The sequence below is a fragment of the Streptomyces sp. NBC_01384 genome (assembly GCF_045040035.1).
GTDB lineage: Bacteria > Actinomycetota > Actinomycetes > Streptomycetales > Streptomycetaceae > Streptomyces.
In genome coordinates this window covers 7,144,975-7,167,779 of the sequence record NZ_CP109559.1, presented here as the reverse complement: position 1 = coordinate 7,167,779, position 22,805 = coordinate 7,144,975, and the positions used below count along the sequence as shown (strand labels likewise).

At 71.0% G+C, this 22,805-nt stretch carries 17 protein-coding genes; 3 read left to right on the top strand and 14 right to left on the bottom strand.

Annotated features, from left to right (window positions below):
• Positions 1 to 75: 75 nt before the first annotated feature.
• The 4 genes from OG747_RS32815 to OG747_RS32800 all read right to left on the bottom strand — a co-directional run bounded on the left by OG747_RS32815 (position 76) and on the right by OG747_RS32800 (position 4,942).
• Complete coding sequence (locus OG747_RS32815; protein ID WP_405882983.1) at positions 76 to 759, bottom strand: response regulator; 684 nt, start codon at positions 757 to 759, stop codon at positions 76 to 78.
• Positions 756 to 1,907: a sensor histidine kinase gene (locus OG747_RS32810; protein ID WP_405882982.1), complete on the bottom strand. Its 1,152-nt coding sequence runs from the start codon at positions 1,905 to 1,907 to the stop codon at positions 756 to 758. The genes OG747_RS32815 and OG747_RS32810 overlap by 4 nt, the downstream gene beginning before the upstream one ends.
• Entirely contained in the window at positions 1,904 to 2,428 is a 525-nt protein-coding gene (locus OG747_RS32805) for a DUF1453 domain-containing protein (RefSeq protein WP_405882981.1), read from the bottom strand. Before OG747_RS32805 ends, OG747_RS32810 begins: the two co-directional genes overlap by 4 nt.
• Before the next feature lie 390 nt (positions 2,429 to 2,818).
• Positions 2,819 to 4,942, bottom strand: a complete 2,124-nt coding sequence (locus tag OG747_RS32800; RefSeq protein WP_405882980.1) for a type IIA DNA topoisomerase subunit B — start codon at positions 4,940 to 4,942, stop codon at positions 2,819 to 2,821.
• A gap of 439 nt (positions 4,943 to 5,381) precedes the next feature.
• Here OG747_RS32800 and OG747_RS32795 point away from each other — a divergent pair, with 439 nt between their 5' ends.
• Positions 5,382 to 5,612 carry a hypothetical protein gene (locus tag OG747_RS32795; RefSeq protein WP_075030622.1) on the top strand — a complete coding sequence of 77 codons (231 nt, stop codon included), beginning with the start codon at positions 5,382 to 5,384 and terminating at the stop codon, positions 5,610 to 5,612.
• Between the two features lie 358 nt (positions 5,613 to 5,970).
• Here OG747_RS32795 and OG747_RS32790 read toward each other — a convergent pair whose 3' ends face one another.
• From OG747_RS32790 to OG747_RS32760, 7 genes are all read right to left on the bottom strand, one after another.
• On the bottom strand, positions 5,971 to 6,789 hold the full coding sequence (locus tag OG747_RS32790; protein ID WP_405882979.1) for a serine protease: 819 nt from the start codon (positions 6,787 to 6,789) through the stop codon (positions 5,971 to 5,973).
• Between the two features lie 133 nt (positions 6,790 to 6,922).
• A complete protein-coding gene (locus OG747_RS32785; RefSeq protein WP_405882978.1) occupies positions 6,923 to 8,458 on the bottom strand; it encodes an RNA polymerase sigma factor in 1,536 nt (511 codons plus the stop codon).
• Between the two features lie 451 nt (positions 8,459 to 8,909).
• Positions 8,910 to 9,797 (bottom strand): FadR/GntR family transcriptional regulator, encoded by an 888-nt coding sequence (locus OG747_RS32780; RefSeq protein WP_405882977.1) that lies wholly within the window; start codon positions 9,795 to 9,797, stop codon positions 8,910 to 8,912.
• Between the two features lie 162 nt (positions 9,798 to 9,959).
• On the bottom strand, positions 9,960 to 11,720 hold the full coding sequence (locus tag OG747_RS32775) for an ATP-binding cassette domain-containing protein (RefSeq protein WP_405882976.1): 1,761 nt from the start codon (positions 11,718 to 11,720) through the stop codon (positions 9,960 to 9,962).
• A 110-nt stretch (positions 11,721 to 11,830) separates the two neighbouring features.
• Positions 11,831 to 12,589 carry an NUDIX domain-containing protein gene (locus tag OG747_RS32770; RefSeq protein ID WP_405882974.1) on the bottom strand — a complete coding sequence of 253 codons (759 nt, stop codon included), beginning with the start codon at positions 12,587 to 12,589 and terminating at the stop codon, positions 11,831 to 11,833.
• Between the two features lie 132 nt (positions 12,590 to 12,721).
• Positions 12,722 to 14,857, bottom strand: coding sequence for a glycogen debranching N-terminal domain-containing protein (locus OG747_RS32765; protein ID WP_405882973.1), 2,136 nt, complete (start codon positions 14,855 to 14,857; stop codon positions 12,722 to 12,724).
• A gap of 384 nt (positions 14,858 to 15,241) precedes the next feature.
• A complete protein-coding gene (locus tag OG747_RS32760; RefSeq protein WP_405882972.1) occupies positions 15,242 to 16,795 on the bottom strand; it encodes a DUF4192 domain-containing protein in 1,554 nt (517 codons plus the stop codon).
• A gap of 133 nt (positions 16,796 to 16,928) precedes the next feature.
• On the opposite strand from OG747_RS32760, the gene OG747_RS32755 reads away from it, so the two are divergent.
• Both OG747_RS32755 and OG747_RS32750 read left to right on the top strand, forming a co-directional pair.
• Positions 16,929 to 19,127 carry a RecQ family ATP-dependent DNA helicase gene (locus OG747_RS32755; protein ID WP_405882971.1) on the top strand — a complete coding sequence of 733 codons (2,199 nt, stop codon included), beginning with the start codon at positions 16,929 to 16,931 and terminating at the stop codon, positions 19,125 to 19,127.
• Between the two features lie 223 nt (positions 19,128 to 19,350).
• Positions 19,351 to 19,986: a hypothetical protein gene (locus OG747_RS32750; protein ID WP_405882970.1), complete on the top strand. Its 636-nt coding sequence runs from the start codon at positions 19,351 to 19,353 to the stop codon at positions 19,984 to 19,986.
• 578 nt (positions 19,987 to 20,564) lie between these two features.
• On the opposite strand, the gene OG747_RS32745 is transcribed toward OG747_RS32750, so the two are convergent.
• From OG747_RS32745 to OG747_RS32735, 3 genes are all read right to left on the bottom strand, one after another.
• Positions 20,565 to 21,191 (bottom strand): hypothetical protein, encoded by a 627-nt coding sequence (locus OG747_RS32745; RefSeq protein ID WP_405882969.1) that lies wholly within the window; start codon positions 21,189 to 21,191, stop codon positions 20,565 to 20,567.
• Between the two features lie 68 nt (positions 21,192 to 21,259).
• Positions 21,260 to 21,961: a ribonuclease HII gene (locus OG747_RS32740; RefSeq protein ID WP_405882968.1), complete on the bottom strand. Its 702-nt coding sequence runs from the start codon at positions 21,959 to 21,961 to the stop codon at positions 21,260 to 21,262.
• Between the two features lie 166 nt (positions 21,962 to 22,127).
• Positions 22,128 to 22,751, bottom strand: coding sequence for a TetR/AcrR family transcriptional regulator (locus OG747_RS32735; protein WP_405882967.1), 624 nt, complete (start codon positions 22,749 to 22,751; stop codon positions 22,128 to 22,130).
• Positions 22,752 to 22,805: the final 54 nt, after the last annotated feature.

Genomic DNA, 22,805 nt, shown 5'->3' with positions numbered 1-22,805 from the left:
GCCACGCGCCCAAGGATGGACAGATCAGGAAGATCCCGGACTCTTCTCTCCGCGCTCTTCACCCCATCAGGTGACTCAGCTCGCCGGTGGTCGTACGAGACCCTTCCCATAGGCGTAACGCACGGCCTGAGCACGGTCCTTGAGCCCCGTCTTGGCGAAGAGGTTGTTGATGTGGGTCTTCACTGTGGCGGTGGAGACATGCAGCTTGCGGGCGATCTCCTGATTGGTGAGTCCCTCGGCGATCAACAGCAGCACCTCTGTCTCGCGCACGGTGAGCCCATCGGGCGCCTCCACGGGCGTATCCGCCGCGGGCTCCGGCTCCGACAGCCGCTCCAGCAGCCGCCGCTGGATGCTCGGCGAGAGCCCCGCCTCCCCGGACAGCACGCTCTCCACCGCGCGCACGATCTCGTCGCCGCCCGCGTCCTTGGTGAGATATCCGCGGGCACCCGCTCTGAGCGCGGGAAACAGCGACTCGTCGTCCGCGTATGTGGTGAGCACGACGACCTGCGTCCCCGGATGCTCGACGCGGATGCGCCGGGTCGCCTCGACGCCGTCGCAGCGGGGCATGCGCAGATCCATCAGCACGACGTCCGGGGCGAGTTCGGCAACGAGTGCCACGGCTTCGTCACCGTCCCTGGCCGCGCCGACGACCTCGATCCCCGGCAGCAGGCCCAGCAGCATCACAATGCCCTCGCGCACCACAGTCTGGTCGTCCGCCACCACGACCCGCGCCGGCTTTCCGGCCTCCTCCTCCGTCATACGGGCACCTTCAGCGTCACCACGAACCCCTCCTCGTTCGGCCCCGCCTCCAACGAGCCGCCCAGCAGCTCGGCACGCTCCCGCATGCCCAGCAGACCGTACCCGGCCCCCGCGCCGCTCAGCTCGCCGGGCGGCCCCCCCGAGTCCCGTACGTCCAGCGTCACTTCGTGCTCGTCGTACTCGAGCCGTACGTGGATCTTGGCGCCCGGCGCGTGCTTACGGACGTTCGTCAGAGCCTCCTGCGCCACCCTGCGCACCGCCTGCGAGGCCTCGGCCGGCAACGGCTGCCGTTCACCCGTCACGGTGACGTCGGCCCCGTCGGTCGTGGCGACCAGCTCGCTCAGGAAGTCCTCCACCGGGGACATCTCGCCCCGCAGGGCGGAGAGCGCTAGCCCGGTCTCGGCAAGCCCCTCACGGGCCATCCCCCGTGCCGCCACGACCCGTTCGAGAATCTTCTCCCGGTCGTCGCCCCGCTCGATCAGCAGCCGGGCCGCCTCCAGATGCACGAGCTGCGCCGAGAGGCTGTGCGCGAGCACGTCGTGGATCTCCCGTGCGATCCTGGCCCGCTCCGCGAGCGCCGCCGACTCCGTCTCGGCCGCTCGCGCCGCGCGCTCCTGGGCGAGCAACCGCTGGGCACTGCCGCGGGCCTCCGCGTCGAGGCGCAGCACGTATCCGGCCAGGGCGAGCCCCGTGGCGGTGGCCGCCGTGGTCAGCCACACGTCGTTGTTGACCGCCGCGTACGCGCTCAGCGCCACGGAGGTGGCGGGCAGCGCTGCCGCGAGAGGAAGCCTCTCTATGGCGCTGATGGCACACCCGCACCACAGGACGATGGCCGGAACCCGGAAGCCCATGTTCTCCCCCACCGTCGCGATCGCGAGCAGCAGCGCGAGCAGCCCCAGGGAGGGCAGCAGACGGTGTTCGAGCGTCGTCCGCCAGAAGGCCCAGGCACCGAGTCCGCAGGCAAGGACTCCCAGAACGGCCACCGCGGTGCCCCAGCCGCTCAGATCGCTGTCCGTGAACGTCGTCCACAGGAGCAGTCCGAGGGCGAAGAGGCGCGCGGCCCAGGCGAGGCCACGCCTGGCCATGGGCAATCCCGCTCGGGAGAGCGCCTCTCGGGAGGGCCAGCGCCTCCAGGAGTTCTCCGTCACACGCGTTCCTTCCACGAGGACTGGGGCACAGCGTCACCGTACGCCGCGCCCTGCGCCTCCACCGGGGGCAGCGACTGCGACCGCCAGACCAGGAGCGCGGAGCGGACCAGCAGGGTGACCGCGAGAGCGAGCAGCAGGGCGGAGCTGTTCTGGTGCACGCCCAGCAGGACCCCCATGCCGAACAGTCCCAGGCGCAGCCCTATACCCACGCCCCAGACGGCCGCGCTGGCCTTGGTGCTTTTGCTCCACACCGCGCCGTCCGGCGCCGCCCATATCCGTGTCGTCCATGCCCAGGCCACCCCGGTGGCCAGCCCGATGAGCAGTTCGGCCCCGAGAAGGAGGCTCGCCTCGGTCCGATGGTGCGGGTCGATCAGCCCCGGCTCCCGCAGAGCCATCACGGCCAGGATGGCCGGCACGATCCACCAGCGCCTGTCCGTGTTGATCCTGCGCGTACGGAACTGGCGTGCGACGACCAGAACAACTACGGCGAGGATCACCAGGGCATTGACGAGCCCGGACATCACGGCCTCCATCACGAGGAAGAGCGGGTACCGACAGCGAGCGCTGTCGACGCCTTCGACGCTACGGAAACCGGCAGGTCAGCAGATCGGAGCCGGGGTGGATCGTGGGTGGATCCGCAACCGCCCAGCACCTCCACCCGCGGGTGGAGTCCGGCGCGCCCCCGCTGCCCACCGGACGAGGTTCCAGCCGCTCGCCGCCCCGACCTGTCCCATCTCTGGGGCTCCACCCACCCGCAGCCGCCCCATCACCGGTGCAAGGGGCCGCACCGGTGCGTCGCAAGTCCGTCGCTCACGTTCGGATCCGGCAGCGGCTCCCTTGCCGACTCACGTCTGATCCGGCGGCGGGGGCCGACGCACCGGCACGGCCCGACCCACCCACAAGCGCAGCGCCTACGCGTCGATGCGCGACCGGTCCAACGTCGCCGCAGAGCTGGAGATGAACTCCTTGCGAGGAGCCACATCGTTGCCCATCAGCAGATCAAACACCTGCTCGGACGCCTCAAGATCCGAAATGTTGATCCGCCGCAGCGTCCGGTACCGCGGGTCCATCGTCGTCTCGGCCAGCTGATCGGCGTCCATCTCGCCAAGACCCTTGTAGCGCTGGATCGAGTCCTTGTAGCGCACGTTCTTGCGCTGCAGCTCCAGCAGCGTCTCGCGCAGCTCACGGTCCGAGTACGTATACACGTACTTGTCCTGCCCCTTCTTCGGCTGGCTCAGCTCGATGCGGTGCAGCGGCGGCACCGCCGCGAAGACCCGCCCCGCCTCGACCATCGGCCGCATGTACCGCTGGAACAGCGTCAGCAGCAGAATCCGGATGTGCGCTCCGTCGACATCGGCGTCGACGAGCAGGATGATCTTCCCGTACCGCGCCGCGTCGATATCGAAGGTCCGGCCGGATCCCGCCCCTATGACCTGGATGATCGCCCCGCACTCGGCGTTCTTGAGCATGTCCGTCACGGACGCCTTCTGAACGTTGAGGATCTTGCCCCGGATCGGCAGCAGCGCCTGGAACTCGGAGTTCCGGGCGAGCTTCGCCGTACCGAGTGCAGAGTCACCCTCGACGATGAACAGCTCGCTGCGCTCGACGTCGTCACTGCGGCAGTCCGCGAGCTTGGCGGGCAGCGAGGAGGACTCGAGGGCCGTCTTCCGGCGCTGTGCGTCCTTGTGCTGGCGGGCCGCGATCCGCGTACGCGCGGCGGCGACGGCCTTCTCCATGACGACCCGGGCCTGCGCGGCCGCGTCCCGCTTCGTGGAGGTCAGGAACGCCTTGAGCTCCTTCGACACCACGTTCGTCACGATGCGGCGGGCCGCCGAGGTGCCGAGGACCTCCTTGGTCTGGCCCTCGAACTGCGGCTCGGCGAGGCGCACGGTGACGACGGCGGTCAGGCCCTCCAGGGCGTCATCCTTGACGATGTCGTCTTCGGCGACGCGCAGCAGCTTCTTGGCTCGCAGCACCTCGAGCATCGTCTTGGTGACAGCCTGCTCGAAGCCCGCGACGTGGGTGCCGCCCTTGGGCGTGGCGATGATGTTCACGAACGACTTGAGGTTCGTGTCGTAGCCAGTACCCCAGCGCAGTGCCACGTCGACGCCGAGCTCACGGGTGACCTCGGTCGGCGTCATCTGCCCGTGCTCGTCCAAGACCGGGACGGTCTCCTTGAAGATGCCCTGCCCGGAGAAGCGGAGGACGTCGCAGACGGGCTTGTCGGTGGCCAGGTACTCGCAGAACTCGCTGATGCCGCCGTCGAAGCGGAAGGACTCCTCCCCCTTGCTGCCACCCTCGCCGAGCCCGAACTCGTCACGGACGACGATGGTCAGGCCAGGCACCAGGAAGGCGGTCTGGCGGGCGCGCTGATGCAGGCCCTCGAGGGAGAGCTTGGCATCCTTGAGGAAGATCTGGCGGTCGGCCCAGTAGCGCACGCGCGTGCCGGTGCGGGTCTTGGGGATCCGCTTGAGCTTGCGGAGCCCACTCGTCGCGTCGAAGGCAGCATCGGGACCGTCCGCCTTGAACGCTCCCGGGGTGCCACGACGGAAGCTCACCGCATGGGTGTGACCGCCGCGGTCCACCTCGACGTCCAGGCGGGCGGAGAGCGCGTTCACCACGGAGGCGCCCACGCCGTGCAGACCGCCGGAGGCCGCGTACGAGCCGCCGCCGAACTTGCCGCCGGCGTGCAGCTTGGTCATCACGACCTCGACGCCGGACATGCCGGTCTTGGGCTCCACGTCGACCGGGATGCCGCGGCCGTTGTCCCGCACCTCCACCGAGGCGTCGTCGTGCAGGATCACCTCGATGTGGTCGCAGTAGCCCCCCAGGGCCTCGTCCACGGAGTTGTCGATGATCTCCCAGAGGCAGTGCATCAGACCGCGGCTGTCGGTCGAGCCGATGTACATGCCCGGGCGCTTGCGCACGGCCTCGAGCCCCTCAAGGACGAGCAGGTGCCGCGCGGTGTAGTTGGAACCGTCCCGGTCTGCTCCGGTCAGCAACGCTGTGGACGGCACGGACGTGTCGGCGGTCACGCGGTTCGCTCCTCGCTGAATTTCAGATGGGGCCCTTTTGGGTAAGGGGCCGGCTTCGGTCACCGCTCAGAGGGTACCGAGGCCTGGTAGAGCCGTTGTAACGCCACCCTCGCATGAACTCAGACTAGTCCAGGGTCGTATGAGTGTTCGATCCCTCGATGGAGTGAAGTACATATCACGTTCCCTTCCAGGCATGAACCATTTAGGCTCCGGGCACGTCCTCATGAACAACCGGCAACCCAGCCGGGGGGACCGAACCTGACAGACTGCGCGAACCCGTAAGACACGAAGACACGCAATACGGCTCATTCGCCGCCACCCGGCAGCAGACAGCCGCCCCGGAAGAATTTTTCGAGGAAAAGCCACGAGCGGGAACGTTTTCGGCCTGGTTGGATGTTGACCCTGGTACGACAGCTCGTCGAGCTAGAGAAGAGGCGACGTGACTACTGTTCTGACCCCCGCGAGCCCGCTGACGGCCGCTGACCGCTGCGACCGTTGCGGCGCCCAGGCATATCTGCGCGTCGTCCTCCTCAGCGGCGGTGAACTGCTCTTCTGTGCCCACCACGGGCGCAAATTTGAGCCGGAACTCAAGAAGATCGCCGCTGAGATACAGGACGAGACGGAGCGACTGACGTCGGTCCCGGCGACGTCCAACGACGAAGAGCGCTGACACTTCGCATCAACGACGAGCCAGCTCCGGCATAGGCCGGTGTACGGGCGGCCACCCCTGCTACTGGGGGTGGCCGCCCGTATGCGTACCGCGTCCGCGTGGCCCCCTGTGACCGTAGGGCTCCCGCGGACTCCACGCGCCGACGGCTCGCGCAGTGCCTCCGTAGGCTTCATGTACCCAGGGTTCGCACAGCGCGTCCACGGGCTTCACGCACCCGCGGCTCACCGCCTCGGCCTCCGGGGCCCACGTGCCCACGGCTCGTACGGGCGCCTCCACACACTCCACGCGCCCACGGCTCATACGGCCTCCGCGAGCTCGAAACGGCGGCCTTCCCGTACCGCTGCCGCCCGCCGCGCCCTCAGCGGCTCGGGCCCAGCTTTCTGATGACGTCCGAGACGCGCGCGTAGACCCCGGGGCTTCCTGCCTGCGCGCAGCCGTTGCCCCACGACACAAGCCCGATCAGCCGCCCCTTGGCTACCAGCGGGCCGCCGCTGTCGCCCTGGCAGGCATCCCGCCCGCCCGCGGTCTCCCCGGAGCACAGCATGGAGCCGGCCCGATAGGTTCCGTCGACGCCGCCCGGATACGCCCGCTCACAGACGGCGTCGGACAGCACCTTCACGGACGCGGCCCGCAGACTGAGCACGTAGTCGCCGGCTCCCGTCGTATCGCCCCAGCCGTAGACCACAGCAGTCGTATCGGGTGCGTACGCGGGATCCCCGGAGGGGGCCATGCGAATGACCGAGCTCTCGGGCAGCGGGGAGGCGAGGGTGAGTACGGCGAAGTCCCCGGCGTTCGTGGCGGCGTCGTACTCCGGGTTGACCCAGGTGTCTCGCACCGGGACCTCCTTGCCCTTGGTGGACAGCAGGTCGGTACGGTCCGCAATAACCTTCAGGTCGCGGATCTGTTGCGGTGGCGCCCCCAGCACGACCGGACTCAGACAGTGGGCCGCGGTCAGCACTTGCGACGGGCCGATGACCACGCCGCCGCAGAATTGCCCCGCCCGCGTACCCCCGAACCGGTCACGGCTGGACAGCGCGACCATCCACGGACTCTGGGAGATGTCGACCGGATAGCCCCCGATGATGACGTCATTGGTCGCGGCCGGGGCGGGGGACGCCAGCGGTATCACGGCCGCGGCGACCGCAAGGGCCAGCGCTGAGGCGAAAGGGCGACGCATGTGCGCTCCTCACTCTGAGATGGTTATGGAACACCCAGAGTGATCCAGTACGCGACAACGCGCACTCCGCACACACACCGAGGGCCCGGCTCCCCAGCGGGAGTCGGGCCCTCGGTGTGTGTGCGGCCGAGATCTAGTCGAGGTAGTCGCGCAGCACCTGCGAGCGCGACGGGTGACGCAGCTTCGACATCGTCTTGGACTCGATCTGGCGGATCCGCTCACGCGTGACGCCGTACACCTTGCCGATCTCGTCGAGGGTCTTCGGCTGACCGTCGGTGAGACCGAAACGCATGGAGACGACGCCCGCCTCGCGCTCGGACAGGGTGTCGAGTACGGAGTGCAGCTGCTCCTGGAGGAGCGTGAAGCTGACCGCGTCGGCCGGGACGACGGCCTCAGAGTCCTCGATGAGGTCACCGAACTCGCTGTCACCGTCCTCGCCCAGCGGGGTGTGCAACGAGATGGGCTCGCGACCGTACTTCTGGACCTCGATGACCTTCTCAGGGGTCATGTCGAGCTCCTTGGCCAGCTCCTCCGGGGTGGGCTCGCGGCCCAGGTCCTGGAGCATCTGGCGCTGCACGCGCGCGAGCTTGTTGATGACCTCGACCATGTGCACCGGGATGCGGATGGTGCGGGCCTGGTCGGCCATCGCTCGGGTGATCGCCTGACGAATCCACCAAGTGGCGTACGTGGAGAACTTGTAGCCCTTGGTGTAGTCGAACTTCTCGACCGCGCGGATCAGACCGAGGTTGCCCTCCTGGATGAGGTCCAGGAAGAGCATGCCGCGGCCGGTGTAGCGCTTGGCCAGGGAGACCACCAGACGGAGGTTGGCCTCCAGAAGGTGGTTCTTGGCTCGGCGACCGTCCTCGGCGATGATCTCCAGCTCGCGCTTGAGCTTCGGGGCGAGCTTGTCGGCGTTGGCCAGCTTGTCCTCGGCGAAGAGGCCCGCCTCGATGCGCTTGGCGAGCTCGACCTCCTGCTCGGCGTTGAGCAGGGGGACCTTGCCGATCTGCTTCAGGTAGTCCTTGACCGGGTCTGCGGTGGCGCCGGCCGCGGCGACCTGCTGCGCGGGCGCGTCGTCCTCGTCCTCGTCGGACAGCACGAAGCCCTGGGCGCCGTCCTCGGCAGGCTCTTCGGCACCCGGCTTGCCCGGGGTCTCCTCGACCGCCTCGTCGTCGATCAGCTCGACGTCGTCCTTCTTGGCGGTGGTCTTCTTGGCCGCCGTCTTCTTGGCGACCGTCTTCTTCGCGACGGCCTTCTTGGCGACCGTCTTCTTGGCAACGGCCTTGTTGGCGGACGCGTCCTCAGCCGGATCGTCCGCGACGGGCACTGCCGGGGCGGCGGTGGCGGTGGCCTTCTTGGTGGTCACCGTCTTCGCCGCCACCGTCTTGGTGGCGGTGCGCTTGGCCGGGCTCTTCGCTGCGACGCTCTTTCGGGTGCGCTTGGGCTCCGCGGCACTGACCATCAGCGTCACACCCTCTTCCTCGAGGATCTGGTTGAGGCTGCGCAGTACGTTCTTCCACTGAGTGGCCGGAATCTGGTCAGCTTCGAAGGCCCGACGCACGTCATCGCCGGCGATCTGCCCCTCAGCCTTTCCCCGCTCGATGAGCGCCATGACAGAGACGGACTCGGCGATCTCCGGCGGGAGCGTACGGGATGTGCTGGCCGACACGAACAACCTCTCGGAACGTTGGAAAACGGCTTCCGGCCCTGTCCACCGTGGACAGGAGCCGACGACCGCCGACTGGGGATGGGTCGACGGCGCGGGCGGGGGCCGGGAAGATGCACAGCGCCGTAAACGGCGTCCGTATTCCCTCCTCGGCTGTCACCTCTTAGGTCATCGCGCAGTGCCGAGGAGCGTTACGCCCAATCTGCGTGGCCCGAGTCACACCCCGTAAGCACCCAAAAGCGACCAGATACGGTCAGAGAAGGTCAGCCGACGGACTCATCACCTCAAAACGATGGGTTCATCACCTCATCCGACGGGCTCATCGGCTCATCGCATCGCCGGGCCCCGCCGGATCCCGGAAGGATCCGACGGGGTCCGGCGGGAGATGGTTCGCCGGCCAAGCGATGCCACGAGAGGACACACGCGCCCCGACCGCGCCACTCTCGGGGCGCGGTCAGTGCTCGCGCGGTGCGGGCACCACGCGCTCCACCTCGGGATGGACGGTGAGCAGCTGCCGCATGGCCGTCTCGGCCGCCGCGCCGTCGGCCGCGGCCAGGGCGTCGACGATCCGGCCGTGGTGCGCCAGGGAGGTCTCGTTCGGCCGGTCGCAGCCGGTGACGGGGCCGCCGGAGACCTGGAGCGCGGCCGAGACGATCCCGGAGAGGTGCTCCAGCATGCGGTTGCCCGCGACCTGGATGAGCAGCGAGTGGAACTCCGCGTCGGCCCGCGAGAAGGTGAGCGAGTCACCCTGCGCCATGGCGTGGCCCATGATCTCGACCATGTCGCCGAGACGCTGCTGGACCTCCTCGCGCCCGTGCCCCGCGGCGAGGCGAGCGGCGAGCGGCTCGATCGTCCAGCGCAACTCGGTCAGCTCGCGCCGCTGGTCGTCGCGCTGCGGCCCGAAGGCCCGCCACTCGATGATGTCCGGGTCGAGGAGATTCCAGTCACTGACGGGGCGTACGCGTGTACCGACGTTGGGGCGGGCGCTGACCAGCCCCTTCGCCTCCAGGACGCGGAGCGATTCGCGGACGACGGTGCGAGAGACCTCGAACCGCTGTCCGATCTCCTCGGGGACGAGCGGGCGGTCCGCTCCCAGGTCGCCGGAGACGATCATCTGGCCCAGCTGCTGGACGAGCTGGCCGTGCAGTCCGCGTCCGCGGCTGCCCGCGGCGCGTCGGCCCACGCGGCCCAGCTCCGGCTCAGCACTCTCCCACGCGGAGGCGCCTACGCGTTCGGCACCAGGGGCCTCGGCATAGGGGTAGCGGTCTAGTTCGCCCGGGCCGGCCAGGCCGGAGTCTGCGGAGCGGGCGGCGGTCATCATGGTGTGCGCAAGGGTACTCACGGATCATTTGTCGGCGCTGTCTCCAACTCCCTTGAGGTCTTTGGTGAAAAGCACACGAAAGGGTGATCGCTCACCCCGTCGCAATTGACGCCTTATCGGAAAGAAATGGGCGTTCTCCGGGGAGTTGTGCGCACGGCGGGAACGGAAGGGTGCGGACAGTCGTCATCGGACCCTGCTCCGCAGGGTCGTGAGCAGATACACGCAGAGCAGAGCGGCCAGCGACAACGTCAGCGCACCGCCCACCGGTTGGGCGACCAGTCGCGTTCCCGCTGCCAGATAGTGCTCTCCCCCGAACGGCCACTGCATCAGCACGACCTCGCGCAGTCGCTCCGGAAACCCGACCGCCGTCCGTACGGACGGTCCCGCCAAGGTCTTTTGTACGAGGGGTACGACGACGACCGGGACGGCGAGCACCGCCGCGAGCCCGGCGGTGGTGGACCGGAAGATTCCCGCCGCCAGCACCCCCGCCCAGGCGCAGCCCACCATGAGGCCGAGCCAACTCGCGCTCAGAGGAAGCCAGTCGGCGGGAACTCCGGCGAGCTCCCGCCCGTAGACGATGTAGAGCACTTCGAGGTCGCAGCCCACCGTGAGGAAGGCCAGCGTCAGCGCGGTGGCCGAGGCGACGAGGAGTTTGGCGGCGAGCAGTCCCAGGCGGCGGGGGACGGTGCCGCGGTCCGCTGCCAGGGCGGGGTGGCGGAATTCCTCGCCGAAGGCGAGCGCCCCGAGCAGTCCCGCGCCGAGCGCCGCGGGCGGCAGGGGACATTGCCGCGGCCAAGCGGCCAGGAGCCGCGGCTGGGGTGTGTGACCGATTCTGGCCAGAAGTACGGACAGCAGGGCGGAGGTGACCAGCACGGCGGCCGCGACGAGGTATCCGGTGCCCACTCCGGCGGCACGCCGCAGTTCGTAGCGCAGCGGACGCAGCGGGCTCGGAGCTTGGCGTACGGCGATGGGGGGCGGAAGCGGGTGCGGGGCCTCCGCGGTCGGCGAACCGGCCGGGCGCGGCTCGTCTCCCCCATGCGCGTCGCCATCGACGGGCAGTGCGGCGCATGGCCCCATGTCACCGGTCTCGTCGGCGAGTTGGTGTACGAGGATGCCATGCCGGAAGGCGGTCTCACCGATGTCGGCGCATGTGCTGCCGTACACCGAGAGCCGATTGCCGTCCTCGCGCACGACCTCGACGGAACGCTGCGCGGTGCGGGCCTCCTTGGTGAGCACGGCGCCGAGACGGGCGGCGTGCGGACTGCAGACGGCCACCCGGGGGCGGAGCCGGGTACGGGCGAAGTCCACGGCCTCCTGGTCGGCGACGAGCCGACCCTCCTCCAGTGTGATGACCCGGTCGGCTGTCCGAGCGGCCTCCTTGGGATCGCCTGTGCTGAACAGCACGGTGCCGCCCTGGTCCGCGTGCGCGCGCAGAATCCCGTGCAGCCAGCGCCCTTCCGCGACGGAGAGCCCGTCGCCGGGTTCATCGAGGACGAGGGTGTGCGGGTCGGGCAGCAGTGCGCAGGCCAGGGCGAGGCGGCGGTCCATGCCGCGCGAGAGGGTGCCCAGGCGTTCGTCGCGCAGGCTGACGAGCCCGACCACTTCGAGAACTTCGTCGGCGCGCCGGACCGGCACACCGGCGGCAGCGCACAGCATGCGGAGCTGCCCGCGGACCGTGCGCGCGGGATGGCCCGGCACCTCGCCCAGGAGCACGCCGACTTCACGCGACGGATGTGCGATCCGGTGCAGCGGGCGGCCTCTGAAGTAGGTGATTCCGCGTCCCTGCTGGAGTTCGAGCATGAGCTTCAACGCCGTCGTCTTTCCCGCGCCCGGGGCTCCGAGGAGCGCCGTGACACGGCCCGCGCGCACCTCGAAGGACACGTCGTCGACAGCGGGCGGAAGCTCCTTGCGGGGGTTGCTGGTCAATCCGATGGCCTGGATCACTCACAGCAAGATAGCGCGACATTCCCGATTTTTCGGTCATCTTGCGGCCCGTCTCGGCCAGCTCTCACCCAACTCCCGGGACGCCCCGCTCCGGGGATCGATCCGGCCTGTCAGACCTCGGGGCGCAGCATCGGCGGATTGAGCAACGTGGCACCGCCGGCACGGAACAGCTGGGCAGGGCGGCCGCCCTGGCGCGTGGTCGTACCGCCCGTCGGCACGAGGAATCCCGGTGTGCCCGTCACCTTGCGGTGGAAGTTGCGCGGATCGAGTGCCACCCCCCACACGGCCTCGTACACGCGACGCAGCTCGCCGACGGTGAACTCGGTCGGGCAGAAGGCCGTGGCCAACGACGAGTACTCGATCTTGGACCGGGCGCGCTCCACACCGTCCGAGAGGATCTGCGCGTGGTCGAAGGCCAGGGGCGTCGCCTGCTCGCCGTCGCGTCCGTAACCGCCCTGCTGCAGCAGCTCCTCCACGGGTGCCCAGCGCGCACTGTTGGCGTCGCCGCCGGCCCGGGGCGCGGGCAGGTCGGGGGCCAGCGCGAGATGGGCGACGCTGACCACTCTCATGCGCGGGTCGCGCTTGGGGTCGCCGTAGGTCGCCAGCTGTTCCAGGTGCGCGCCGTTGTCCTGCGCCGGGGCGGACGGATCGTGGGCGCGCAGCCCGGTCTCCTCGACCAGCTCGCGCGCCGCCGCCTGCGCCAAGTCCTCGTCTTGCCGCACAAAGCCGCCGGGGAGCGCCCACCGCCCCTGAAACGGCTGCTCGCCCCTCCGTACCGCCAGCGCGCACAGGGCGTGGCGACGCACGGTCAGCACGACCAGGTCCACGGTCACGGCAAAGGGCGGAAAGGCCGACGGGTCGTAGGGCATGCCGCGATCATAGTCGTCTGCCTGACGATAAACACGCCCTTCGCCGGTCGCTTCCGCCATTGATCCACTTCCGTCCGGTACGGGGCCCACCGGCCCCTGCCGGTCGCCGTCCGAGGGACGCGTTCCGCAAGGTCACACTCCCAACTGCAGCCCGTCGGCCGCCTCCTCCACCATGGCGAGGCCGAGCCTGCTGATGCGTACGGAGAAGGGCGCGCCCGCGATCCGCAGCCCCGTCAGTCCGATTTCGCCCAGCGGCGCACTGCTGACCGGGCGCAGGGTCACCGTCCCGGCCGGGGCGTCGGGACGGATTCCCGCGAGGGTGGTGAGGAGCAGCACCCCGGCGGCCGACGCCGTGGCCGCCGGTCGGCAGGCCGCGGGATGCGGCAGCGGGAAGCCGCCTTCCGTACGCCGCTCGCCCGCGTACATCTCCGGCAGCCGGTACCCGAAGGCCTCGGCCGCCGCCAGCAGCCCCCGCAGCAGCGCTGTCGCCTCCTTCTCGTAGCCCCCGGCGACCAGCCCCGCGACGGCGGTCGCCGTCTCCTGGACGCGCACGGCGCCCCCTCGGTGGCCGAAGGGGTTGTGCGCCACCTCCTTCGCGCCCAGGCTGCGCAGCCCCCAGCCCGAGTCCATGGCCGGGCCACCGAGCAGCCGGGCGAGTTGCTCGTTCTGCGCCTTGTCGAGCAGGCCGGGCGCCAGCGCCCCGGAGCCGAGCAGCCCCGTGTCGAGGAGATGGACGGTGCCCGCACCGAGGTGCGGCACGAGCCGCCCGTCCGGGGCCCGGGCGGCCGCCGGTCTGCCGCCTCCCCGGTCTTCGGCCCAGAAGTCCTCGCGAAACGCGGTCCGCAGTCCCTGGGCCCACTGCAGCAGCTCCGCGCCACCCGGCCGACCGTGCGCCTCGAGCAGATCGGCGCCGAGCAGGGCCGCCCGATGGGCATGCGCCTGTGTCTCGCAGCGGAACGGACCGCCCGGGTGCGGGTCGGGCAGATAGGTGCCGTCGCCGACGGTGGCCCGCAGCCACGCGAGGCACCGCTCGGCCGCGGGGAGCAGTTCCTCGGTCTCCTGTTCCGGCAGCCCCCAGCGCCTGGCCTCCGCGAGGAGCACGGGGAACAACAGGGTCGCTTCGGTGGCCGTGCAACCCGGAGGCAGGTGCGGGCCCGCGTCCCGGCGCGGTCCGGGGATCAGGCCGGAATGGGGTCCCGGGCCCGCGATTTGGGTGCGGGCGAGGGTCCGCAGCGTGCCCGCGGCGAGCCGGGTGCCGAGCGGCAACGTCATCCGGGCCGCGGCCAGTGCCTCGGCCGGGGCCAGACCGCAGCGCCACGGTGCCCCTGCCGCGAGGTAGGTGTCCGACGGGTGCGTGGGGTCGCGCAGCAGCAGGGCCTGGAGATCCTCTACGCAGGTGTGCAGGAGCGCCTGGACCCTGGGGTCGTCGCCGACGGCGCGGGCCTGGGCGAGCGGGCTCGTCGCGCCGCGTCCCACGGCTCTGACGGGCCCCGCGCCGTCCGGCCGTACCCGCAGCTCCACGCTTCGGGTGCCGCCGGGCGGCAGTTCGAGTTCCCAGCGGAGCAGTCCCGCGGAGGCCAGGGCGTCGGCGGGCGGCGGGTCGGCGCTGACGACCGAGTTCCCCGTGGTGCAGGACCATCGCAGGCCCGAGTCGTGGACGCTGGCGCGCAGTTCGGGCCCGGCGCGGCCCGAGGCGACCGAGCCGAGCTCGGCGAGATCCGTGCCGAGGGCGACCTCGACGGGCAGGCGCAGGGGCCGAGAGGCCACGCTCTGCAGGGTGATCCGCTCCGTGCCGTCCGCGGAGCGCGTGCGCTCCACGACCACGTCCGGATCCGGGCCGCCGTCGGCGGACGCACGCACCGTCCCCACGAAGCGGGCTCGGTCGGCCGCGACCATCCGGGCCTGCACAACGAGCGGTTCGCGCCCCGCCACCCGCACCTGACAACGGGAGAGCATCCGCCGGCCCGCGCGGTAGAACCCCTCCAGTCCCCGGCCGGTCAGCTGTCCCTGCTCCGTGGAGATCACCAGTCCCGGCAGGGCGACGCAGATCAGCGCGGTGTGCACTGGTGGCAGGTCCGTGGTTCGGCGCGGCCCGGGAAGCGGCGCCGGGCGGGCCGCCGGACCGCCTGCCGCCGCGAAGGGGCTCAAAGCGCTCTCCACTCCTGCGAACCGGGCCTGTGAAGCCGCTCGCCGCGGGACGGGCCGCATCGGCCTGCGCATCGGCGGGAGGGCGCCGTCGGGGTCGGAGGACGGGTGGGGCAAAGGCATGCGGCTTCCTCCGCGCTCGGTGCGCCCGGGCGCGCTCGGCGCCTGGTAGGGGGCTCCGGAGGGTCGAGGGCGTTCGGCGGCGCGGCCCGGCCGCGGACACCGCCACACAGGTGAACGGAACGGCCCTGCTCCGGGTCACGCCCTCGACCGGGTAAGCCGACCGAATGGCGGTGGGGTGGTCGGTGCGGCGTGCCGTGCGCGGCTGATACGGGGGCGGTGTGTACCAGCGTTTTGACATGCCGGTTCGGGGGCGCGCACCGTTCACCGATGCCGCGCGGGCGGGGCATGGCGCCGCGTCGAGCGGAGTGAGCCCCGGCTCCGGCGCCCGAGGAACGCCTCGCCTCACCCTGCGCGATGATCGCCGGTTCGCCCCGCTCCCGACACTCACGTCTCCTCCCCCACAACCCGCCGACCGCCCTCGCGGCGGGCCCGCGCCCGATCGCCGGCCCCCTCGGGCGCCCGCCCCGGTCCGTCCCCGGCGGGCGAGGTCTCATCGGTGGGTGGGCGCCGGCGGAGACTACCCGCCCCGGGATGACGACCACTCCTGTGCGCTCCCCCGCTCCCTGCCGTGCGTACCCTGCGGCGGCGACGCTTCGGGGCGCCGGGCGGCTCCGCGACATCGAGCGATGCCGGGCGATCAGCCCCCGACGGGTGTCCCGCCTCAGCCCCGGTGCGGTCGGTCCGCTCCGCTCGCAGGCAGCGGCGGATCGACTCCGGGTTGAGGCCCTCGTTGCACGCCTGGTGCAGGAGACGGGCGAAGAGGTAGTCGGGATCGGCGCCGAGTGCCATGGCGAGGGCTTCCCGGGCCTCCAGTTCGTCGCCGGTCGACCAGGCGACCCACCCGGCGAGGGTGAGGGGTGCCGCGGCGTGCTCGCCGTAGGCGCCGACGCAGCGGCGGGCCAGCATCCGCCAGAGGCGCAGGGCCGGGCCTGCCTCCTCGCCCTCCATCCACTCGGCGGCGCGGTCGCGGGTCGTGCGGTCCTGAAGGCCGAGGATGAGGGTGGCCGCCTCGTCGCGCTCCAGGAGTCCGTCATCGCGGAGGTCCGCCGGGCGGATACCGGACACGGGTGGGGCGTCGGCGAGGCGCTTCATGATCCGCCGGGCCAGCTCCAGGGCCTCTTCAGCCACATACGCGCGGCTCTCGTCGTCCAGGATCCTCGGGATCAGGGCCATGCTCGCCGTGTCGAGCACGGCCTCCTGCTCCCGTGCGGCCGCCCCCTCCCAGGGAGTGAGCCGGGCCGTGAATTCCCTGAGCGATCCGCGCACTTGGAGGCCCGCGTAGGTCGCGGCGGCGGCAAGGACGGAGGTGCCGGGCAATCCCATCGGCTCCCCCTCGGCCGAACAGCATCCCTGGCCCGGGCAGCAGTACGACCAGAAGCGGCCGTCGGAGATACAGAGGGCTTCGATCACGGGGACGTCGAGGCGGCCGCAGGCCGTCCGCAGCAACTGTGCGAGCGACCGCAGACGTTCCATGACGTCCCGCCCCGACTCTCCGGGCCCCGGCTCCTGACAGAGATAGGCGACCATGCTCTCGGGCCGGGCACCTCTGCGCTCGCTTCCCTTCACCAGGCCTTGCGCCAGCTGCTCGGCCACGGACGGCCAGTCGTCCGCCTGGGCGGGGATGCCGAGCCTCGCCCGCCCGCCGAAACGGCCGCGCCTCTCCCCGTCGTGCAGGGCGACCAGCACGATGCTGTCCTCGGGCCGGTACCCGAGCAGGTACGGCAGGGCATCGGCCAGTTCGGCCGGTGTACGCAGGGTGACCTGATGCTCGCCGGGCAGGTCGTGCCCTTCGCGCTCGGGCCGTCCCCTCTGCCCCTTCGGCGCGCCACCCGCACTGCGGTCGCCGTGCCCGCCGCACACACCGTCTCCCCCGTGCCGACCGCGCCCGCCGATGTCACTCTCGCCGGGTGTGCCGGCCGCTTCGCTGTGATTCGTCATGCCGTGACCATCCCGCGGATCCCGAAATTCCGCTTCGTCCTGTGGATAACTCTGACCATGGCCACGACATGAGTTGTCCACAATGCGGCGGCCTCGTTCGCGCGATGTCCGACCCATCGGGTTGCATGGGGCCATGAGCAACGACGACCCACGCCCTCCGGCCAACACGGACCTACGCAACGCCGACCTGCGCATCGCGGCCGATGCCGTACTCGCTCGCCTCGTCGGCGCTCAGGCGGGCGAGGCCCGGCTGCGCGAGGATCAGTGGCGCGCCATCGAGGCCCTGGTGGCCGACAAGCGCAGAGCCCTGGTCGTGCAGCGCACGGGCTGGGGCAAGTCCGCGGTGTACTTCGTCGCGACCGCGCTGCTGCGCGAGCGGGGCGCCGGGCCCACGGTCATCGTCTCGCCGCTCCTCGCGCTCATGCGCAACCAGGTGGAGGCCGCCGCCCGCGCCGGAATCCACGCGCGGAGCATCAACTCGTCCAACACGGAGGAGTGGGAGACGATCCAGGCCGAGGTGGCCGCGAGCGAGGTCGACGTGCTCCTGGTGAGCCCGGAGCGGCTCAACAATCCCGACTTCCGTGACCAGGTGCTGCCCAAGCTGGCCGCAGCGACCGGCCTGCTCGTGGTCGACGAGGCCCACTGCATCTCCGACTGGGGGCACGACTTCCGACCGGACTACCGCAGGCTGCGCACGATGCTCGCCGATCTCCCGCCCGGCGTTCCCGTGCTGGCCACCACCGCGACCGCCAACGCGCGGGTGACGGCCGATGTGGCCGAGCAGCTGGGCACCGGCGCCAGCACGGACGCGCTCGTCCTGCGCGGGCCGCTGGACCGGGAAAGCCTGAGCCTGGGGGTGCTGCAGCTGCCGGCCGCCGCCCACCGGATGGCCTGGCTCGCCGAGCGCCTGAGCGACCTGCCGGGCTCGGGCATCATCTACACGCTCACGGTGGCCGCCGCCGAGGAGGTCACCGCGTTCCTGCGCCAGAGCGGGCACACGGTGGCGTCGTACACCGGGAAGACGGAGAACGCGGACCGTCAGCAGGCCGAGGAGGATCTGCTCGCCAACCGCGTCAAGGCCCTGGTCGCCACGTCCGCGCTGGGCATGGGCTTCGACAAGCCCGACCTCGGATTCGTGGTGCACCTGGGTTCTCCCTCCTCCCCCATCGCGTACTACCAGCAGGTGGGGCGCGCGGGCCGCGGGGTGAAGCATGCCGAGGTGCTCCTCCTGCCGGGCAAGGAGGACCAGGCGATCTGGCAGTACTTCGCGTCGATCGCCTTCCCTCCGGAGGAGCAGGTGCGCCGCACCCTGGACGTCCTGGGCCGCGCCGACAGGCCGCTTTCGCTGCCCGCCCTCGAACCCCTCGTCGAGCTGCGCCGGTCACGTCTGGAGACGATGCTCAAGGTGCTCGACGTCGACGGTGCGGTGCGGCGCGTCCAGGGCGGCTGGATCTCCACGGGCGCGCCCTGGACGTACGACACCGAGCGCTACGCCTGGGTCGCCAAACAGAGGGCGGCCGAGCAGCAGGCGATGCGCGACTACGTGTCGACGACCGGCTGCCGGATGGAATTCCTGCGGCGGCAGCTGGACGACGAGGGAGCGACACCGTGCGGGCGCTGCGACACCTGCGCGGGAGCCCGGTTCGAGGCGTCCGTGTCCCCCGCGGCGCTCGACGCGGCCAACGGCGAGCTCGGCCGCGCGGGCGTCGACGTCGAGCCCCGCAAGATGTGGCCGACGGGCCTGCCGGCGGTCGGCGTCGACCTGAAGGGCCGTATCCCGGCGGGCGAACAGGCCGCACCGGGGCGCGCCTTGGGGCGGCTCTCGGACATCGGTTGGGGCAACCGGCTGCGGCCGATGCTCGCCCCCCAGGCCCCGGACGGACCCGTTCCGGACGATGTGGCGAAGGCCGTGGTCGGCGTCCTGACCGACTGGGCGAAGGGACCCGGCGGCTGGGCCTCGGGACAGCCTGACGCGCAGCCGCGCCCGGTCGGCGTCGTCACCATGGCCTCGCGGACCCGTCCGCAGCTCATCCGGTCGCTGGGCGAACGGATCGCGGAGGTCGGCCGACTGCCGCTGCTGGGATCCGTGGAGTACGTCGGCGAGGCCGTCGCGCGGGTCTCCCGGAGTAACAGCGCCCAGCGGCTCAAGGCGCTCGACGGGGCGCTGGCCGTGCCGCCCGCGCTGACCGCCTCCCTCAAGGAAGCGGGCGGTCCCGTGCTGCTCGTGGACGATGCCACCGAGACCGGCTGGACGCTCGCAGTGGCCGCGCGCATGCTCCGACGATCCGGGGCGCAGGGGGTGTTGCCGCTGGTCCTGGCCGTACAAGCGTGACCCATGTGTCGCCATCAAGAGCAGTGGGCAGGGATATACACGACGTATAGCCGGAAAACGGTCGGTGGCCCCAATTGCTCGTTGCCGCAACCAAGTTCGACAGGAAGAATTGAGGTCCGCTCCCCGCACGGCTCGCCCGTGATCCGGTAGGGCTCTGCTGCGGCGTGCGCTCCCCCAAGTCCGACCCCGCCCGCTGTGTGGGCGCGTAGCCGAAGGGAGGACCGTGACCTTCGGATTCGCTCCGTCCTCGGCGGCATCCATGTCGACGTCTGCCGATCTGTCCGCCGCTTCCGCCAACCCACTGGCCCGCATGCTCGAGCCCGCCGAATGGGCCGCCGCGGGGATTCCGCTGCTGCGCAATCCCCGGGAGGTCGTCAGCGGATTGCACGCACGGCACCGGCCGAGACCCACGACCGCCGTCGTGGCCGTCCTCGACGCGGAGGAACGGCTGCGGGCAAGCGCCTCGTTCACCCGGCGTCCGGCTCCGGCCGACGGCTGGATGTTCCGCAACGCCCTGCTCGCGCAGCTGCGCCGGGTCATCCCGCACGACCTGCGGCGCCGCACCCCGGTGCGCACGGCTGTGCTGCTCTACTGCCGCGAGGGCGACGCGCGTTGGACGGAGGAGGACGGGGCGTGGATGTGGGGGCTGCGGGACGCCTGCACGCTCCACGGGCTGCGCTGCGGGGCGTACATCACGCTGACGCACGACGGCTGGCAGGTTCTCGGCGAGGGCCGTGGCGGACGCCATCCGAACGCGGACTCACCACCGGAGCCCTTCGCCCTGTCCGCGGCACCGCCGCCGCTGCCGCGCACCGGCGGCGCCGCGTCGGAGGTGCTGCGCCGGGCGGCCGCCCGCTGAGCCGGACGGCCCTTGGGCTGCGGCGCCCGCCTGGTACCGGGCCCGCCCCAGAAGGGCCTGAGGGGGACGCGCCCCGTGGCCGGGCATGTCCGCCCACGCCATGGCGGCGCCACCTCAGCCCGCACAGCCGAGCTGGGGCAGCCCGGAGGACCGGAAGGGGAGACCAGAAACCGGACAACCCGTCGGCCGAACGGCAGCCGTCCGCCGACGGGGCAGCGCCGTAGCACTCGCGCGCACTCCAGGGACGCACCACCGTCCCCACAGGCATACGGCCACCTCCAGGGACGTACGGCCGTCCCCGCGGACGTACGGCATTGGCGCACGCCAACAGGCACCCCGTACACGGAGACGCACCCCAGAGGGACGTCCCCGTCACACACCGCCACCGTGGCCTCGGCGAGCAAGCACTCATCCCAGGCACACGACGTACAGGCACACGGACGACAGACGCACGAGCGACAGACGTACGAACTGCGAGCGCGCCAAAGGGACCGCTGTACAGGTGGTGCCGCAGCGGCACCACCGTCGCGCCCGGGACCTTGACTCCGAGCGAATCCCGGACGGTGTCCGGGATTCGCTCAGACCCCCGCGCCCAGCACCGAGTTGATCTGCTGCGGGTCGCCGCAGACGATCAGCAGGGCGCCGGCCCGACCGAGGGCCAGTGGCAGGGCGGTGGCGGCAGCGGCATCGGGACCGCCGTTGACGGCGACCACGACCACGGGACGGGAAGCGACCCGGCCCGCGACGGAGGCGTCGGCGTAGAAGACGTCGTCGCTCGCGTCGTGCTGCGCCCAGTAGGCGGCCTCGCCGAAGGAGAGTTCGTGCGCGGTCCACGGGTGCGGTTCGCCGGTGGTGATCACCAGCACCTCACCTGGGGCTCGGCCCGACTCCAGCAGCAGGTCGACGGCTTCTTCGGCGGCGTCCAGCGCACCCTCGACCGAGGCCGGGATCAGCTGGATCTGCGGGGTGACGGCAGCGGGTGCGGCCGCCGGGGCTGACGACCCCGGCGCGGCCACGACCGGCTCGCGCTGGGTGCGTTGGGCCGGCATGGGCCGGACAGGTCCCGGACGTCCGGGACGCGGCGGAGCCGCGGGACGGGGACCGGGTACGGGACGGGGGGTCGGCGCGGTGCGGCCACTGGCCGGAGTGGCGCGGGGACCCTGGGCACTCTCGTGAATCTGAGGCTCCTCGGGAATGAGAGGCATGAGCTGATATTTATCAAACGCCGGTGCGACTCGCATCGGTGGGTGGCACATGGGTGCGAGCGGAACCGTCAGAAATCGAAGCCGAGCTGACCCTCGATTTCCGGACCGCTTCCGTCCGCCCAGGTGCGGGCCTTCTTGAGGTGCCGCCACTGGGGCAGCGCATCAAGATACGCCCATGACAGCCGGTGGTACGGGGTGGGGCCCCGCTCCTCCAGTGCGGCCTTGTGCACCGGAGACGGATACCCGGCGTTGGCCGCAAAACCGAAGTCTGCATGGTCGACACCCAGTTCGGCCATCATTTTGTCGCGCTGAACCTTGGCGATCACCGAGGCCGCCGCGACGGCCACGCAGGACTGGTCACCCTTGATCACTGTGCGAACCCTCCACGGCGATCCGAGGTAGTCGTGCTTCCCATCGAGGATGACCGCGTCGGGGCGGACGGGCAAGGCCTCCAGGGCCCGCACTGCCGCCAGGCGCAGTGCGGCCGTCATCCCCAGGTCGTCGATCTCCTCCGGAGAGGCATGCCCCAGAGCGTACGACGTCACCCACTTCTCCAACTCCGCGGCCAGCGCGGTGCGCCGCTTGACGGTGAGGAGCTTGGAGTCGGTGAGACCTTCGGGGGGACGGCGCAGTCCCGTGACCGCGGCGCAGACGGTGACCGGGCCGGCCCACGCACCGCGGCCCACCTCGTCGACACCGGCAATGATCTTCGCTCCGGTCGTGGCGCGGAGGGAGCGCTCGACGGTGTGGGTGGGTGGTTCGTACGGCATGGCGCCCTCAGCCTACGCCGCCCGGAGCCTCACGCGACACCCAGGTTTCCCCGAGCAACCACGGCCCCGCGGCCGACATGAAGCCGACATGGATCAGACACCCATCTGTCCACCGATCAGACACCCGCCCGTCCACCGATCGGGCAACCGCCGATCAATCCACGGATCAGGCGCCCGTCCGACGCAGCAGCGGGACCATCAGCTGGTCGATCATCTCCTCCAGATCCCCCTCGCTCCATTCGCTCGCGCACACCTTGGAGCGATACATCATCATCGCCGGGATGGCGTCGAAGACGTACGAGTTGGCGGCGTCGGGCCGCGCCTCGCCCCGCTCGATACCACGGTGAACGATCTCCCCCAGCAGATGTTTGGTCGGCTCGACGACTCCGCCGATGATCACGCCCTGAAAGCGCTCAGCCTGCGCCACATCGCATTCGTAAAGCACTGAACGCAGCGCGAACCCGGTTTGCGAGTACATCGCCTCGCGCACCTGCCGGCACAGCTCCAGCAAGTCCTCCCGGACACTTCCGAGGTCGGGTGCCTCCGTCAGGCTCGGCAGTCCGGCCTTCAGAGCGTCCGCGACAAGATCCTCCTTGGACGGCCAGCGGCGGTAGACCGCGGCCTTGCCGGTCTGGGCCCGCGCGGCGACGCCCTCCATCGTGAGGCCGTTCCAGCCGACCGTACTGAGCTGCTCGAGCGCGGCATCGAGGATCGCGCGTTCGAGCACGGCACCGCGTCGGCGCAGGGAGGCCGCCTGAGCGGGGGCGGCCGTCCAACGCGAAGTAACCATGTGAGTGTCTCCGTTGTGCATGGGGGAGCGGGGAGTTCAGGGAGTGCGAGCGGG

What these genes read in the sequence shown, in the direction of transcription:
- OG747_RS32790 (WP_405882979.1), bottom strand. Translation starts at nt 6,789, where the DNA reads ATGCGTCGCCCTTTCGCCTCAGCGCTGGCCCTTGCGGTCGCCGCGGCC.
- OG747_RS32760 (WP_405882972.1), bottom strand. Translation starts at nt 16,795, where the DNA reads ATGACGAATCACAGCGAAGCGGCCGGCACACCCGGCGAGAGTGACATC.
- OG747_RS32765 (WP_405882973.1), bottom strand. Translation starts at nt 14,857, where the DNA reads ATGCCTTTGCCCCACCCGTCCTCCGACCCCGACGGCGCCCTCCCGCCG.
- OG747_RS32755 (WP_405882971.1), top strand. Translation starts at nt 16,929, where the DNA reads ATGAGCAACGACGACCCACGCCCTCCGGCCAACACGGACCTACGCAAC.
- OG747_RS32805 (WP_405882981.1), bottom strand. Translation starts at nt 2,428, where the DNA reads ATGTCCGGGCTCGTCAATGCCCTGGTGATCCTCGCCGTAGTTGTTCTG.
- OG747_RS32745 (WP_405882969.1), bottom strand. Translation starts at nt 21,191, where the DNA reads ATGCCTCTCATTCCCGAGGAGCCTCAGATTCACGAGAGTGCCCAGGGT.
- OG747_RS32740 (WP_405882968.1), bottom strand. Translation starts at nt 21,961, where the DNA reads ATGCCGTACGAACCACCCACCCACACCGTCGAGCGCTCCCTCCGCGCC.
- OG747_RS32770 (WP_405882974.1), bottom strand. Translation starts at nt 12,589, where the DNA reads ATGCCCTACGACCCGTCGGCCTTTCCGCCCTTTGCCGTGACCGTGGAC.
- OG747_RS32735 (WP_405882967.1), bottom strand. Translation starts at nt 22,751, where the DNA reads ATGGTTACTTCGCGTTGGACGGCCGCCCCCGCTCAGGCGGCCTCCCTG.
- OG747_RS32815 (WP_405882983.1), bottom strand. Translation starts at nt 759, where the DNA reads ATGACGGAGGAGGAGGCCGGAAAGCCGGCGCGGGTCGTGGTGGCGGAC.